General features: G+C 55.6%; 18 protein-coding genes. All 18 read left to right on the top strand.

Translation table 11 applies throughout. The features are described 5' to 3' along the window. Positions 1–132: 132 nt before the first annotated feature. The 18 genes from LOY70_RS19390 (at position 133) to radC (ending at position 14,898) form a co-directional block, all read left to right on the top strand. Positions 133–660 carry a PilL N-terminal domain-containing protein gene (locus LOY70_RS19390; protein WP_265028947.1) on the top strand — a complete coding sequence of 176 codons (528 nt, stop codon included), beginning with the start codon at positions 133–135 and terminating at the stop codon, positions 658–660. After that, positions 657–1,304 carry a hypothetical protein gene (locus tag LOY70_RS19395; protein ID WP_092459163.1) on the top strand — a complete coding sequence of 216 codons (648 nt, stop codon included), beginning with the start codon at positions 657–659 and terminating at the stop codon, positions 1,302–1,304. Before LOY70_RS19390 ends, LOY70_RS19395 begins: the two co-directional genes overlap by 4 nt. Positions 1,305–1,312: 8 nt before the next feature. Continuing rightward, positions 1,313–2,032: a TIGR03759 family integrating conjugative element protein gene (locus LOY70_RS19400; RefSeq protein ID WP_265028948.1), complete on the top strand. Its 720-nt coding sequence runs from the start codon at positions 1,313–1,315 to the stop codon at positions 2,030–2,032. Beyond that, a complete protein-coding gene (locus LOY70_RS19405; RefSeq protein WP_265028949.1) occupies positions 2,017–2,592 on the top strand; it encodes a transglycosylase SLT domain-containing protein in 576 nt (191 codons plus the stop codon). The genes LOY70_RS19400 and LOY70_RS19405 overlap by 16 nt, the downstream gene beginning before the upstream one ends. A gap of 53 nt (positions 2,593–2,645) precedes the next feature. Beyond that, positions 2,646–3,017 carry an integrating conjugative element protein gene (locus LOY70_RS19410; protein ID WP_256244317.1) on the top strand — a complete coding sequence of 124 codons (372 nt, stop codon included), beginning with the start codon at positions 2,646–2,648 and terminating at the stop codon, positions 3,015–3,017. A gap of 2 nt (positions 3,018–3,019) precedes the next feature. Further along, positions 3,020–5,149, top strand: a complete 2,130-nt coding sequence (gene traD / locus LOY70_RS19415) for a type IV conjugative transfer system coupling protein TraD (RefSeq protein ID WP_265028950.1) — start codon at positions 3,020–3,022, stop codon at positions 5,147–5,149. Further along, the gene (locus LOY70_RS19420; RefSeq protein WP_265028951.1) at positions 5,146–5,895 is read left to right on the top strand and encodes a TIGR03747 family integrating conjugative element membrane protein; all 750 of its coding nucleotides are present in this window, start codon (positions 5,146–5,148) and stop codon (positions 5,893–5,895) included. Before traD ends, LOY70_RS19420 begins: the two co-directional genes overlap by 4 nt. A gap of 114 nt (positions 5,896–6,009) precedes the next feature. Beyond that, positions 6,010–6,348, top strand: a complete 339-nt coding sequence (locus LOY70_RS19425) for an RAQPRD family integrative conjugative element protein (protein ID WP_265028952.1) — start codon at positions 6,010–6,012, stop codon at positions 6,346–6,348. Continuing rightward, positions 6,345–6,578, top strand: coding sequence for a TIGR03758 family integrating conjugative element protein (locus LOY70_RS19430; RefSeq protein WP_265028953.1), 234 nt, complete (start codon positions 6,345–6,347; stop codon positions 6,576–6,578). The genes LOY70_RS19425 and LOY70_RS19430 overlap by 4 nt, the downstream gene beginning before the upstream one ends. Positions 6,579–6,594: 16 nt before the next feature. Beyond that, complete coding sequence (locus LOY70_RS19435; RefSeq protein ID WP_265028954.1) at positions 6,595–6,954, top strand: TIGR03745 family integrating conjugative element membrane protein; 360 nt, start codon at positions 6,595–6,597, stop codon at positions 6,952–6,954. 12 nt (positions 6,955–6,966) lie between these two features. Next, the gene (locus tag LOY70_RS19440) at positions 6,967–7,362 is read left to right on the top strand and encodes a TIGR03750 family conjugal transfer protein (protein ID WP_265028955.1); all 396 of its coding nucleotides are present in this window, start codon (positions 6,967–6,969) and stop codon (positions 7,360–7,362) included. Next, positions 7,359–8,042 carry a PFL_4703 family integrating conjugative element protein gene (locus tag LOY70_RS19445; protein WP_265028956.1) on the top strand — a complete coding sequence of 228 codons (684 nt, stop codon included), beginning with the start codon at positions 7,359–7,361 and terminating at the stop codon, positions 8,040–8,042. The genes LOY70_RS19440 and LOY70_RS19445 overlap by 4 nt, the downstream gene beginning before the upstream one ends. Continuing rightward, positions 8,039–8,926 carry a TIGR03749 family integrating conjugative element protein gene (locus tag LOY70_RS19450; protein ID WP_265028957.1) on the top strand — a complete coding sequence of 296 codons (888 nt, stop codon included), beginning with the start codon at positions 8,039–8,041 and terminating at the stop codon, positions 8,924–8,926. The genes LOY70_RS19445 and LOY70_RS19450 overlap by 4 nt, the downstream gene beginning before the upstream one ends. Continuing rightward, complete coding sequence (locus tag LOY70_RS19455; protein WP_265028958.1) at positions 8,916–10,343, top strand: TIGR03752 family integrating conjugative element protein; 1,428 nt, start codon at positions 8,916–8,918, stop codon at positions 10,341–10,343. Before LOY70_RS19450 ends, LOY70_RS19455 begins: the two co-directional genes overlap by 11 nt. Further along, positions 10,321–10,746 carry a TIGR03751 family conjugal transfer lipoprotein gene (locus LOY70_RS19460; RefSeq protein WP_265028959.1) on the top strand — a complete coding sequence of 142 codons (426 nt, stop codon included), beginning with the start codon at positions 10,321–10,323 and terminating at the stop codon, positions 10,744–10,746. The genes LOY70_RS19455 and LOY70_RS19460 overlap by 23 nt, the downstream gene beginning before the upstream one ends. Next, the gene (locus LOY70_RS19465; protein ID WP_265028960.1) at positions 10,746–13,595 is read left to right on the top strand and encodes a conjugative transfer ATPase; all 2,850 of its coding nucleotides are present in this window, start codon (positions 10,746–10,748) and stop codon (positions 13,593–13,595) included. The genes LOY70_RS19460 and LOY70_RS19465 overlap by 1 nt, the downstream gene beginning before the upstream one ends. A 71-nt stretch (positions 13,596–13,666) precedes the next feature. Further along, positions 13,667–14,035, top strand: a complete 369-nt coding sequence (locus LOY70_RS19470; protein ID WP_265028961.1) for a hypothetical protein — start codon at positions 13,667–13,669, stop codon at positions 14,033–14,035. Between the two features lie 368 nt (positions 14,036–14,403). After that, the gene (radC, locus tag LOY70_RS19475) at positions 14,404–14,898 is read left to right on the top strand and encodes a RadC family protein (RefSeq protein ID WP_092459192.1); all 495 of its coding nucleotides are present in this window, start codon (positions 14,404–14,406) and stop codon (positions 14,896–14,898) included. Positions 14,899–15,012 lie beyond the last annotated feature (114 nt).

The raw sequence follows: 15,012 nt of genomic DNA on the forward strand, positions 1-15,012 counted from the left end.
CCTCGCAACGGCCTCCTCGGAGGCCGTTTTCTTTGATGGCATTGAAACAGGTAACGGGTCATTACCTATTGATGGCTGCTACTGAGGCACCTGCTTGAGATCGTTCGCATATCCCATTCAGGAACTCCTCGTATGCCCGCGATACAGATACGTCTGCTGCCCTTCATGCTGTTCAGTCACCTAACCCTGACTGCGTGCCTCTCTACAGAACGAACTTCCGTAGAACAGGCGGTACCGAGTGTGCCCCAGCCCTCTTCCGACCACTCCATCCCCGTTCAACGATATGGTCGATACACCCTGGTCGAACTGGCGCCGCACGTCGCACAACAAAACCTTCTGCTTCAAGTGATCGATATCGATCTTCCCGGCAATTGGTCCATCTCAGTTGCTGATGCGCTGCGCTATGTCCTTTTGCGCTCGGGGTATCGACTTTGTGATCGCACACCAGAAAACGCGGCACTGTTTGCCCTACCCCTCCCTGCACCTCACCTGAAGCTCGGCCCTGTTCAACTTCGCGACGCGTTACAGACGCTGGCGGGGCCAGCCTGGGCGCTGCAAACCGATGATCATCTTCGTCTGGTCTGCTTCAGTCCTGTTGTCGGGACTGCCAAGCCTAGCCCTACAGCACAAGCGGCAGTCAATCTGGAGGTCACACAATGATATACGCCACCCTTCCTGGACCTCGCTTGCAAAGTCGCCTTAAACGCTGGACGCCTCCGCTTGTATTGACGCTGATGAGCTGCGTGCTCGCTTCTCATCAGGTGTCGTTGTCGAAGCTGGCCCAGGGTCTGAGCGGTTACCCTGACGTTAATCGCCTGGAGCATCTTGAAAGTACGGTGTTAGGGCTAGAGCAATCTGTCCTCCAAGTGCAACAGACGGCGAGATACGTACCGAATCGTAACGACCTGGAGGCTCTGCAGGTTGATCTGAACAAGCGCCTGGCAAACTTGGAGAACTCCTCAGCAACACATACAGCGCAGCAGGATCTGCGACCATTGCTGCAACGATTGGAGCGGCTCGAATCCAGCCAGAAATCAATCACTCAAACTCCCACTCCCAAACAAGCCAAGCCCTCTATTCAAAAACCGAAGAAAGGCGCAGAGCCTAGCTTCCAGATCTTGGGTCTGGAGCTACGAGGCGCAGTGCAGTTTCTGTCTGTCGCACCAGTAGGTGTTCAAGCGCTGGATCAAAGCCAACTTTTGAGGATCGGCGATACCTATCTCGGCTGGAAGCTTGATCGCCTCGACGAGCAGACGGCGGTGTTTTCTGCCAACGGCATCACACACCGACTGAACATTCGATAGGGGTGGCTATGTTCCGCTTGCATTTACTGCCCTTGCTGGCCCTGTCGCTATGTTGTGGGGTTCAGGCACAACACTTCACTCCGAGTACCCTCGCGGGGCTCAAGTCCAAGCCACAAAACGATACGACAGCCTCTCTTGAAAGCGCTTTGTTGGCTCAACAATGGGGTTTGGAGCAAGAAGAATACGACCGTTTCACTGCACTGATGCACGGCCCACTGGGTACGTACTCCCCTCACCTGGACCCATTGAGCGCTCTGGGGATCGAGGCCCGAACTGATGCGGAACGGCGGCGCTATGCCCAGCTTCAGGTTGAGGCTGAAGCTGTACGTGTCGAGAAGTTGCTCTCCTATCAACGTGCCTATGACCAAGCATGGAAAAACCGATTTCCGGGGATGGTATTGATCAATCCTCCTCCGTTGCACAGTCCACTATTGACCAAGACCGCCGGAAGAAAATCTGTCTTCGTGCGCCTTGACTGTACTGAATGCGAGCATCGGGTCAGGCAACTCCAAGTCTCTGGAACAGCGTTCGATCTTTACATCGTTGATAGCCAACATGACGACAACGGCATTCGTCAGTGGGCCCAAAAAGTCGGGATCAGACCCATCAAGGTTCGAGACGGAACCATTTCAATCAACCATGACAAAGGACGCTGGATATCGATCGGTGATGCCGGGGAACTGCCGGCTGTGATGCAGGAGGTCAACGGCAGATGGTTGCGACAGTGAATACTTGCAGTTCATTGCTGCGCCTCCTGAGCTTCGCCACTCTTTTTGAGATGGGTTTTGCCGAAGGGGCCGTGCCCGTTCTGGAGCCTCCCCCAGCCTACGGTTTAGCTGCGCAGCGAATGGGAGTGCCTGCGGAGCTGTTGTTTGCAGTGGCATTACAGGAAAGCGGCATCATTCTGCGTGGCCAACGACTGCCATGGCCCTGGACGCTCAACGTTACAGGGGGCTCCCGTTACTTTTACAGAGAATCTGATGCCTGCGACACGCTTCAAAGAGCCCTCAAGCAACACCCTACCTTACAAATAGACGCCGGACTGACCCAGATCAACCTGGGTCACCAACGCCATTTTTATCGGCACCCTTGTGAGTTGCTGCGACCTCATCGAAATGTGGAGGTTGCCGCCACCATCCTACGTAACCATCACCGCCAGGGCGAAGATTGGCTCCTGGCTGCTGGCCGTTATCACCGTCCGGCAGGCGGACCGTTGGCTGCACGCTACCGACATCGCATCCGCAAACACCTGGACCAATTGGCTTCAAAGAGGAGACTGCAACCATGAGAAATGCTGTTGTGTGGATATGCATTCTTTTAGCACTCGATTGCACTCCATGCATGGCGGACAGAGCGATGCCTCAGTACGCAGAGGACCGCTTTCGCGAAGACGACTTACTGCCGGTTCGCTCCAAAGCCTTGTCCCCCGGAACCGTTAAACGCAGGCTCCTGAACGCCTCTGGTTTGCCGGCGTTCTTCCTGATCGGAGACGACGCGCTTTCACGATCTTGGCTCAGGCAGCGACTGCCCCAACTGACCAGGCTCAAAGCCGCTGGGTTGGTCGTTAATGTGGAGTCCAACGCGTCACTCACCCACCTTCGTCAATTAGCGCCAGGTCTTACCTTGTCCCCCGTATCCGCTGATGATCTGGCCCAACGACTGCAACTTCAGCACTACCCCGTTTTAGTCACGGCTAGCAGTATCGAGCAGTAGCCATGACGCACAACCATGGCATTGAAACGCTGCTACGACCGGCGGTGGAGTTGTACAGCGTCGCTGCATGCAGCTCCGGGGCGATTCTATGTATCTCGGCACCGTGGTCATTGGCCTTGGCGCCTGGTATCGGTGCAGCCGCGGCCTGCGCCTTCGCGGTTCTAGGCGTCATTCGCCTAAACCAGGCATGCACCGTTTTGCGCTATCGCAGGCAGATGAGGCGATTGCCACGCTATATGATGACCAGCCGTGAAATCCCAATCAGTCATCAGTGCCTGTTTGTGGGAAAAGGATTTCGTTGGGATCAACGCCATACCCACCGACTGATGCAGACTTACCGACCGGAATTCCGACGTTATGTAGAACCCTCGATTCTGCACAAGTGGGCACGCCGGCTGGAAGCAAGACTTGAATTTTCCTCTCACCCGTTGAGCCAGCTCCCCCGTCTCACTGGCTGGGACCATCCGCTGAACCCGATGAGACCATTACCGCCAGTGGGGGGTATGCCACGGCTCCATGCTGTAGAGCTTCAAGAGTTGGATGTCACCCTCCCCTTGGGTGAGAGGGTCGGTCACACGCTGGTGCTAGGCACAACTCGAGTTGGAAAAACTCGACTTGCCGAGCTATTCATCAGCCAGGACATTCGTCGCGGCGAGGTCTGCATCGTTTTTGATCCAAAGGGTGATGCCGAGCTGCTCAAGCGCATGTACGTTGAGACCCAACGTGCAGGTCGCGATGACGAATTCTATGTCTTTCACCTAGGACAACCCACAATCTCAGCCCGATACAACGCCATCGGCCGTTTCGGGCGTATCACTGAGGTGGCATCCCGAATTGCCGGGCAACTATCCGGTGAAGGTAACTCTGCTGCTTTCAGGGAGTTTGCCTGGCGCTTCGTCAACATCATCGCTCGTGCCCTGGTTGAACTGGGCCAACGTCCGGATTATTTGCTGATCCAGCGGCACGTGATCAACATCGACGCGCTATTCATCGAATATGCGGCTCACTTCTTTGCCGAAAAAGCTCCCAAGGCTTGGGACGTCATCGTGCAACTGGAAGCCAGAATCAATGAAAAAAACACTCCGCGGCACATGATGGGTCGTGAGAAACGGGTCGTGGCGATTGAGCAATACCTGGCGCAGGCACGCCTGTATGATCCTGTGCTCGACGGACTGCGTTCAGCCGTGCGCTATGACCGGACCTATTTCGACAAGATCGTCGCCTCCCTACTGCCTCTGCTGGAAAAACTCACCACGGGTGAGATCGCCCATCTATTGGCTCCCGACTACACCAATCTGAATGACTCGCGACCGATCTTTGACTGGATGGAAGTCATGCGCAAACGTGCTGTCGTTTACGTTGGCCTCGATGCACTTTCGGATGCCGAGGTGGCCTCTGCCGTGGGCAACTCCATGTTTTCGGACCTGGTGTCTGTGGCCGGTCACATCTACAAGTTCGGGGTGGACTTTGGGTTGGATAAAGCAGTGCCAGATAAGAAAATCCCCATCAACCTTCATGCCGATGAATTCAACGAGCTGATGGGAGACGAATTCATCCCGATGATTAACAAAGGTGGTGGTGCCGGGATTCAGGTCACGGCCTACACCCAGACGCTCAGTGATATCGAGGCACGAATCGGAAACCGGGCCAAGGCGGGCCAGGTCATCGGCAACTTCAATAATCTGTTCATGTTGCGCGTTCGTGAAACGGCCACAGCCGAGTTACTCACCAACCAGTTGCCCAAGGTGGAGGTGTATACGGCGTCGGTGATGAGCGCTGCTACCGACAGCTCAGACCCGCATGGCAACACTGCCTTCACTTCAAATACCCAGGATCGAGTCACCGCGACCTCAGTACCCATGATTGAGCCTGCCCATGTGGTCGCCCTGCCCAAAGGGCAGGCCTTCGGATTGATTGAAGGCGGTCAGCTTTGGAAGATTCGCATGCCACTCCCGGCACCAGATCCCGATGAAGTGATGCCCAGGGACCTCCAAATGATGGCCAGCTACATGCGTAAACGTTACGTCGCGGCGGATGATTGGTTGAATTTGGCAGCCGAGCTTTATCAAGATGCCCCACTGCCAACGGATTTACTCGAAGAATCTGCACCGTCTGAGCAGACCGAAGAATGAGCGAACCGTCATCGACAGCGCAACGTCAGCAGCGGCAGCAACAGGGATTTGTGTTCGGTTTGATTACGCTGCCCTTCCGGTTTGTCGCTGTGTTGTTTGGATCGCTGCTGCTGAACATCGTAATCGAGTGCATCGGTATGTATGCCTTCTGGCCTGAAGATGGCTGGCGGCATTCAAGACAGATGTTTGAACATGAGCTGACCCAGTTGTCCAGTAACTTCAAACGCAGCGCATTGGTGCAAGAACCAGGTCGCAGCGCCAATGCAATTGTCCAGCTGGTGTATGAAGGTGTGCTGATCAAGACCGGAATCATCAGGTCCCTGAAAGAAACATCGGAGGGTGCGGCCCGAGCCCACGCTGAAGCGACTCACCAGCCTCATTACTACATTGCGCTGCTGTATATGCACCTGGAAAACAACCTGATCGCTGCGGCATTTTGCGTCCTGGTGTTCGTCGTTCGGCTGATGGTGCTGTTTCTCTCAGTGCCGCTGTTGTTTATGGCGGCCTTCATCGGCTTGGTGGATGGGCTCGTACAACGTGACATCCGTCGCTTCGGTGCAGGTCGTGAGTCAGGCTACGTCTACCATCGAGCCAAGGCCTGTGTGATGCCGTTGCTGACATGGCCCTGGGTCATTTACCTGGCGCTGCCGGTGAGCTTGAATGCTGCCTGGATTCTGTTACCTGGTGCGATTCTTCTGGCAATCACTCTTTCCCTAGCAGCCAGTAGATTCAAGAAATATCTCTGACCGCTGCTAGTGATATATCGCTGATCAATAGGGGCTTCTCCCAAGACGTATTGATCGCAGCATCAGTACGTCCCCCCTAGCACTATCGAGCCGTCTGACTGAACGAGCTCAACCATGATCACTCCCTCACCTCCAACACTCACAAAAGCTACTGGCCTGCTCTTCGCACTCCTAGGAGCAGCCACTGCAACAGCCAATCAGATCGTTGATGAACATACCCGCCTAGCCACCGTCCTTCGCGAGCTGAAGGCTATCGAGCGGCTCGTCGCTGCCGATGATTTCATCAAAGCCCCCGAGACGGCTCGCTATCACTTTGACTATGTCCGTTTACGCATGGATATCCATCGTGTCAGTACGGGAGTCAAAAACTACCTGTCTCCCAAGCGAGCCTCCCCTCGCGACGCCGGGGCGTTGTACGGCAGCTATTTCGATGAAACGGTGCCTCATCAATGAGCACCGCCCAGATCGCTGCTTTTCAAGCAAACGGTGGCTTCTCACCTTCAATCATCGCCCTGGTTCTGACTTCAACCGTGTTTGCGGTGCTGTTGCTCTGGGGCACCTGGGCTATACGAACCGCCTATTCCGGCTGGGCTGAGCAACGGTTGAACCAACGCCAGTTCCTCGGCGTGGTGATCCGTTTCATGGCGATGTACCTGGCCCTGACCTACCTCCTCCTTTCGTAAGCCAATGGAATCTTCCATGAACTTTTATCTCTCGTGCTCCAAAAGATTCACTGTCGTACCAGCCCTTTGGACCAGCGCACTGCCCTCCTTGGCTTTGGCCAAAGGCAAGTTACCAACGATGGAGGACCCATCCCGCGGTGCGGGCAAAGGCATCATGGATACGATGCAAAACTATGGCTACGACATCGTGATGCTCGTGGCGCTGCTAGTGGTTGCTTCCATGTTCATCGGTGTCTGCTATCACGCTTACACCCGCTACTCCGAAATTCATACAGGACGGTCGACCTGGGGTCAGTTCGGCCTGAGCATCGCGGTGGGTGCAGTCATGCTGGTGGTCGGCATTTGGCTGCTGACCAAAGCCACCGGAATTTTGTGAGGACGACGCACCATGGAGTCTCTACAGAGTGCGCCTAAGGCCACCATCACCTTCCTGCCCCACCGCTTGAATCGACAACCTGTTGTCGTTCGAGGATTGACGGCAGATGAACTCTGGATTTGCACTGGATTATCAGCGGCAATTGGCCTGATTCTGGGCGTACCGCTAGTCTGCCTCACCAGCAGCATCGCCATGGTCCCCACCATGATCGTACTGTCGATTGCAGCCGGACTCTTCTTCGGCGGAGGGTTGTTACGTCGACAGAAGCGCGGTCGACCGGAGACTTGGCTCTATCGACATCTCCAATGGAGGCTCGCCACAAAATACCCTCACGTGAGCCGCCAATTGGGTATTCATGGACTCATTACCTACTCCGGCTTCTGGGTAACGCGTCGAGGTGACGCATGAGCCGGTTTAAAAATGAGGTCCTGCACCTGCAATCTCATGTCAGGACGCTGAGGCTCTGCACTGGTGGGTTATTTCTCGTTGTCGTCGGGTTAGGTGCCGGATGGTGGAATGCCCCACGAGATTTAACCATCCATGTCCCCCCGGACCTGCGCTCTGGCAGCACTCGTAAGTGGTGGGAGATCCCTCCCGAATCTGTCTACGCATTCACCTTCTACATCTTCCAGCAGCTCAACCGCTGGCCCAACGACGGTGAAGAAGACTACAGCCGTAACCTGCAATCACTGGCGGCCTATCTGACTCCGGCGTGCCGATCGTTCTTTCAACAGGACTATGACCAACGCCGTCGATTAGGTGAGCTCAGAAAGCGTATGCGCGGGGTGTATGAGATTCCTGGACGCGGTTACGGGGACGACCCGGAAACCCGAGTCAAAGTAATTTCACACAATGATTGGCTGGTCACCTTGGACATCAATGCCGATGAGTACCACGGCGCCGAGCAGGTTAAGCGTGCACTCGTTCGCTATCCCATCAAGGTCGTACGCCTGGACATCGACCCGGAGCTCAACCCCTTCGGACTGGCCCTGGACTGCTACGAAGGCACGCCTCAACGCATAACACTGCCCACGTCCTCAACACCTGCTACACGATCCCTGGACCGTCCGTTGGGAGATGCGCCATGAATCCATTCGCAACGTCCGTTGTGCTAGGGCTAACGCTGATTCTTCCCCTCTTCAAATGCCAAGCAGTCGAGCTAATGCGCTGGGAGCGGCTGCCTTTGACAGTCCCGCTGGCTGTTGGCGAAGAGCGCGTGCTGTTTGTTGAACGTAACGTACGGGTCGGTATGCCGGCAGGGCTGGGAGATCGCTTACGAGTCCAAAGTGCCGGAGGAACCGTGTACCTGCGGGCCAATGAACCGATCGAGCCGACACGTTTGCAACTACAAGACGCGGCAACGGGAGAGCTGATTCTCCTGGATATCACTGCTGAGGTAGCTCAAGCGGGTCAGCCGCCGTTGGAAGCGATAAAGATCGTCGAATCCCCCATAAACCCAGCACACACGAAAGATGGCCATTCCGAGACGACTGCCTCTGTCCATGAACCTGTACAACAAACACCGGTACCAGTCGTGCTGACCCGGTATGCAGCCCAAAACCTGTACGCACCGCTTAGAACTGTAGAACCTTTAACCGGCGTCAGACCCGTTAACCTGCCGGCAGATCTTTCGCTCGACCTATTAATGCCTAGCCTATCAATCAGTGCCAAAGCGCTCGCTGCGTGGCGGTTGGATGATTACTGGGTTACGGCCATTCGGCTCAGCAATCAAACCCAAGCTCATGTTGATCTGGATCCTCGATATCTGTTGGGAGATTTCACGACGGCCACCTTCCAACATCAGTTCCTTGGCCCCAGGGGCACTCCCTCAGACACCACGGTGCTGTACCTCACCACTCGTGGACAAGGCATTGCGGCTGCGTTGATTCCCACGATCAGCCCGATCGATGCCGCCCTTAACCTGCCTCAAGCGCTTGGAGCATCGCCGAAGGAGAGACCAAATGAAAAGTAACGGGCTGCTCAAATGGTTAATGGTTCCGATGGTGCTACTTGTGGTGCTGATCCTTGTGAAAGTGTTCTCCAATAAGCCCTCCCCAGCCGAACCGCCAGAGTTGGAAAGCCAGCTCACCGCCGAAGAAATGAAGGCACTGGGGCTGGAGGGCGACACGCCAAGCGATACGGTGGCCACACTGGTTGCTCAGGTCAGGCAGCTTCGGGCGGAGTTGAAAAGAACCATAAGCGAAAACGAGCTTCGCACGGGTGCACCCGAATCGTTGGGCCAACTCGCAGATGTCATCGAGCAACGCATTCAACTCGCGCTGGAGAATGAACGACAACGAATCCAGGAGGAAAAAAGCACTACCAATGACGGTAACGCTGAGACTCAATGGCTTCTACAAGATCTTCAACGGCAGCTGAGCACCTTGCAGCAGCCGGATGATCCGTCGGACCTGCCGCTGGGGCTAGGCTTGCAGGATGGCGACGGCACGGCATTCAAGAACGGTACCCGCTGGATTGAGCCCGATGATGCAATACCAAAAGAATCTGCAAACACCTCCAACGAACCGAGTTTCAGTTTCCCGACACGTTTCGGTCCAGCGCAGAATCCTCTGGGCGATGTAACTAACAATTTCGCCAAACGAGCTATCGGAAACCTTGGTAGCCGGCAGGTGAAGCCCACCTATACCGTTCCATCCAATGCCACGCTGATGGGTTCCGTTGCAATGACAGCGCTCATTGGAAGAGTCCCCATCGACGGCACCGTTAATGACCCCTACCCGTTCAAGGTACTGATCGGGGCCGACAACCTGACGGCCAATGGCATTGATCTCCCTGAGATCGCAGGTGCTGTCGTCAGTGGTACTGCGTCGGGTGATTGGACACTGTCTTGCGTCAGAGGTCAGATCCGCTCCATCACCTTCGTTTTCCAGGACGGCACCATCCGAACCCTACCGGGTGATAGTCGTGAGGAGTCTGCTGGACAGTCCAGGAGCGACTCAAATCATCGGCAAGAAGGTCTCGGCTGGATCAGTGATCAACATGGCATTCCGTGTGTATCGGGCAAACGGCGAAGCAACGCTCAGCAGTATTTGGGCTCACAGGCCCTGATCACGGCCGCCGGGGTTGGCGCAGCCTCTTTGATCAAGTCAGACAGCACGACCCTCTATGCCGGCAATGGCGGCGGTGCAATGGGGACCGTAGGGATCTCCAGCGGTGAAGCCATGAATCGATTACTGGCCAGCGGTGTGCAGGACATCTCGCAATGGGTCAACAAACTCTATGGACAAGCCTTCGCCGCCGTGTACGTGGAGCCTGGCGCACAGATCGCCGTTCATATCGAACAACCACTGACTCTCGACTACGAACCTCAAGGACGCAAAGTCGATCACACCCTCGGAGGTCGCCATGACACCACGGACCTGGATTGAAGCAATGGCGGCTGCGCTGGCCGTCATCGCGCTGACTGGATGCGCAACCAATACTCAAGACCTGCTCAGCCATGACGGCAGCACCATGTTGGAGGTCTGGAATCGACAAACAACCGGCTCGAGTAACGAGCAATCGGGTCAACGATTGCTTGAGGCGCGGCAAGCCTTGAGACGTCCGCTGACAGAACCTTTGGTGTCCTCCTTTTCGGCTCCCTATACACGGACCGCACAAAACGAAATCCAGCGTCAGTTCCATCGGCTACCCAATCCGGACCTCGTGATGTACGTCTTCCCTCACCGGGCTGGCACAGAAGCCGTACCGGTGCCTGGGTACAGCACCGTTTTTCCACTGCACCAACGTGTGCAATACGCCCTGCCTGGTGAACGCCTGGAGGACTACTGATGGCCTGGTTTTTTTCTCAGGACACATGTCATGAGTCAACGTCGGAGCCTACGGAACAGGATGCCTGGAGCCGGCACATTGCGAAACTCGCTGAGCGAGGTATTGCGGGGCCCGGTGGCTGGCACAACAAACCCGTAACTGAAGCAGACGACACCACCTTTTACGACGTGGCGCCGTCCTTTGTGGAGCGGCTGCCATGGGTTGAATTCCTGCCCCAATCCAAGTGCATGCTGCTGGAGGATGGCGTTTCAGTTGCGGCCTTTTTCGAGCTGATGCCACTGGGTACCGAAGGCCGGGAAACCGCCTGGCTGTTGCAGGCCAGGGATACGCTCGAAAACGTGTTGCAGGACAGCTTCGACGAACTGGACAGCAACCCATGGGTGGTGCAGCTCTATGCCCAGGACGAAACCAACTGGGACGCTTACCTGAATACGCTGGGTCAGTACCTTCGACCACGGGCACGAGACAGCGCCTTCAGTGATTTCTATTTACGGTTCTTTGCCCACCATCTCAAGGCGATTGCCAAGCCTGGGGGACTCTTTGAGGACACCACGCTCACTCGTCTGCCCTGGAAGGGAAAGAATCGGCGGGTACGAATGGTTGTTTACCGACGGGCCTCTGTCGCAACATCCAGAAAGGGGCAATCGGCAGAACAAGCCCTGAGCAATGTTTGCGATAGGCTGACGGCCGGTTTGAGCAGTGCTGGGCTCAAGACGCAACGCCTTGAGGCAAAGGATATTTACGACTGGCTACTGCGCTGGTTCAACCCCAATCCCACACTACTGGGGGATGCTACAAGTGACCGGGAGCTGTTCTATCAGTTGACAGCCTACCCCGAGGAAACAAATCCCGGGGAAGTCGAATTGGCCAGCGGCACAGACTTCTCTCAACGTCTGTTCTTCAGCCAACCTCACTCTGATGCAGCCCACGGCACATGGTCCTTCAACAGCATGCCGCATCGGGTCATGTTGATGGACCGTATGCGCTCAGTGCCCCACACAGGCCATTTGACGGGTGAGACGCGCAAGGGTGATGCCATCAACAGTTACTTCGACCAGATGCCAGAAGACACCATGATGTGTCTGACCTTGGTGGCCACACCTCAGGATGTACTGGAAGCTCACCTCAACCACCTCAGCAAGAAATCCGTGGGTGACACCCTGGCCTCGGAGCAAACCCGCCAAGATGTCCAGCAGGCTCGATCAATTATCGGAAGCGCTCACAAACTGTATCGCGGATCCCTTGCGTTTTTCCTACATGGCAAAGACATTGCGGAACTGGATGCCCGCGGCTTGCAGTTGGCCAATGTGATGCTCAATGCCGGATTGCAGCCAGTACGAGAGGACGACGAAGTAGCCCCCCTCAATAGCTACCTACGTTGGCTGCCGTGTGTCTTCGACCCGGCTAAGGACAAACGGCAGTGGTACAGCCAACTGATGTTCGCACAGCACGCGGCGAACCTGGCCCCGGTGTGGGGCCGCAGCCAAGGGACGGGGCACCCAGGCATCACATTCTTCAATCGCGGCGGCGGTACCCTCTCCTTCGATCCGCTGAACCGCCTCGATCGGCAAATGAATGCCCATCTGTTTTTGTTTGGGCCTACCGGTTCCGGCAAGTCAGCGACGCTCAACAATATTCTCAACCAGATCACTGCCATTTATCGACCACGGTTGTTCATCGTAGAGGCCGGCAACTCCTTTGGGCTGTTTGCTGAGTTCGCCAAGCGCCTGGGCCTGACGGTGCACCATGTAAAGCTCTCGCCCGGGGCCGGCGTAAGCCTGGCGCCGTTTGCAGATGCTCGTCGCTTGATTGAAACGCCTGAGGAAATCGAGACATTGGATGCTGAGCGGCTAGAGGCGACGGTCGCTCCTCAGGAGGGTGATGAGCAGCGAGACGTCCTTGGAGAGTTGGAGATCACGGCGCGTCTGATGATCACTGGGGGCGAAGACAAAGAAGAGGCTCGTCTGACCCGGGCAGACCGTAGTCTGATTCGTCAAAGCATTCTCGACGCGGCACAACGCTGCACCGATGAGCATCGATCCGTGCTAACTCAGGACGTGCGCGACGCATTGCGTAATCGTGGCCGAGACAATGGCTTGCCTGAGTCGCGGCGGACGCGATTACTCGAGATGGCTGAGGCCATGGATCTGTTCTGTCAGGGGCTGGATGGCGAATTATTCAACCGCCCCGGCACTCCTTGGCCGGAGGCGGACATTACCATTGTCGACCTGGCCACCTTTGCTCGTGAGGGTTACAACGCTCAACTCTCCATTGCTTACCTTTCGTTGCTCAACACAGTGAACAACATCGCTGAACGTGACCAATTCCAGGGTCGGCCCATTATCAACGTCACGGACGAAGGACACATCATCACCAAGAATCCCCTGCTGTCACCCTACGTCGTAAAGATCACCAAGATGTGGCGAAAACTCGGTGCCTGGTTCTGGCTGGCCACACAAAATCTTGACGACTTACCCAAAGCCGCAGAGCCAATGCTTAACATGATCGAGTGGTGGATTTGCCTGAGCATGCCACCTGACGAAGTCGAGAAGATCGCGCGTTTCCGCGAGCTCAGCCCTGCCCAAAAAACGATGATGATGTCAGCCCGCAAAGAGGCTGGAAAATACTGCGAAGGCGTCGTGCTCTCCAAGTCGATGGAGGCGCTCTTTCGCGCCGTGCCACCTAGCCTGTATCTGGCCATGGCCATGACCGAACCTGAAGAGAAAGCTGCGAGGTTCAAGCTCATGCAAGAACATGGAATAAGCGAACTCGATGCCGCCATTCGAATGGCAGAAAACATAGACCGGGCTCGAGGAATTGAACCGTTACAATTTCATAGCGATGGTTAACACCATCATCGTGGCGACCATTCTCCATACTGTGTGAATCTCATGCCCCCAAGCCTTCAAGAGGTCAGTCAATGAGCCGAGTACAAGCGTCTCTTTCAGAGGCATCGTTGCCAAAAATCGAAGTGTCTAAAGACGGGAAGTATTTCAGAATGGACTGGGACTATCAGGAAGCGCCTGAAAGCCGTGTTCTCTTTGATAATCAATTCTTGGACGGGTACCTATGGGGCGTGATCTCCTCGCTCCGTATCGCTGAGAAAACTATCAGTTGCGCCACCCCTAGGACGGGGACAATCAGAAGATTGGAGCAGGAGGTGGCTTTACGACTTGCGGATCTTTTGACGGAAGCGCTCCACTCAACAGTGGCCAAGGAAAGCTTGAGGATGAAGCAAGAAGCTAACTGGCCGCATGCCAGACACCCAGATGAGCGCTCCGCCATTTAATACTGGTCCACGCCACATGGGTGATCGAGCCGGGGGACGACGTTGAAGTACGAATGAAAAGTGGGGAGCTGTCAGGACGGTTTAAATCGGGACAGCGACCTTCATTCTCATAACAATGATCCGGCAACAACGTGTCACCTCTGACACCCTTAGCAACTGCCCAGGTAGCTCTGGTCCTTAAGGCTACGGCGCAGCGTCACTGCGCAGACCAAAGTCGTTCGCTGAGCATCCTTTTTAGCGAATCTCCGCTCAAGCGGTGGTGGATGCACCTTTCTCCCTTCCGAGTCAGCTCGGTCTTCTATTTCACACAGTCCCTTGGGGTTTCCGCCCTTTGGGACGGGAGCCTCTTTTCGTCAACGGAGTCTCCCATGACAATAGTTTTTCCACCGGCCCAGCCCTCCATTCAAGAGAATGAACCCTTTAATCATGATGACCTGCTGGTCGAAAAAGCGATCTCCATTCTGGAGCAGCGTATGTTCAAGCGCGGTCCTTACCTCGAAAGGCCGCACGACGTTCGCCAATATTTAAAGCTCCAACTTGCAGGGGAACCTCAAGAGGTGTTTTCTGCGCTTTTCCTAGACAGCGCTCATCGAGTGGTGGCCTATGAACCGCTGTTCTACGGCACCATTGACTCGGTGAGCGTCTATCCAAGACGGATACTGCAACGCGCTCTGGAGCATAACTGCGCAGCGATCATCGTCGCCCATAATCACCCGTCTGGCGAAACTCACCCGAGCAACGTGGATAAAGAAATCACCAAGGTGCTAAACGACCTGCTGCCAAGGCTCAATGTCCGTCTGTTGGATCATTTCGTCATCGGAGAAGGAGAGCCCTACTCTTTCGCTGAAGCTGGCTTGCTCTGAACTATCAGGCAACCTGATCCTTCCGCTACCTCCTAGCCGAAGCGCCCTTTCAGGGCGCTTTTTTTCTGGGTTAACACCTATGCGGGATGCAGCTGAATCCGTTTTTCGCGGGTA

The sequence above is a fragment of the Pseudomonas sp. B21-054 genome, from assembly GCF_026016345.1.
In the GTDB taxonomy this organism is placed as follows: domain Bacteria; phylum Pseudomonadota; class Gammaproteobacteria; order Pseudomonadales; family Pseudomonadaceae; genus Aquipseudomonas.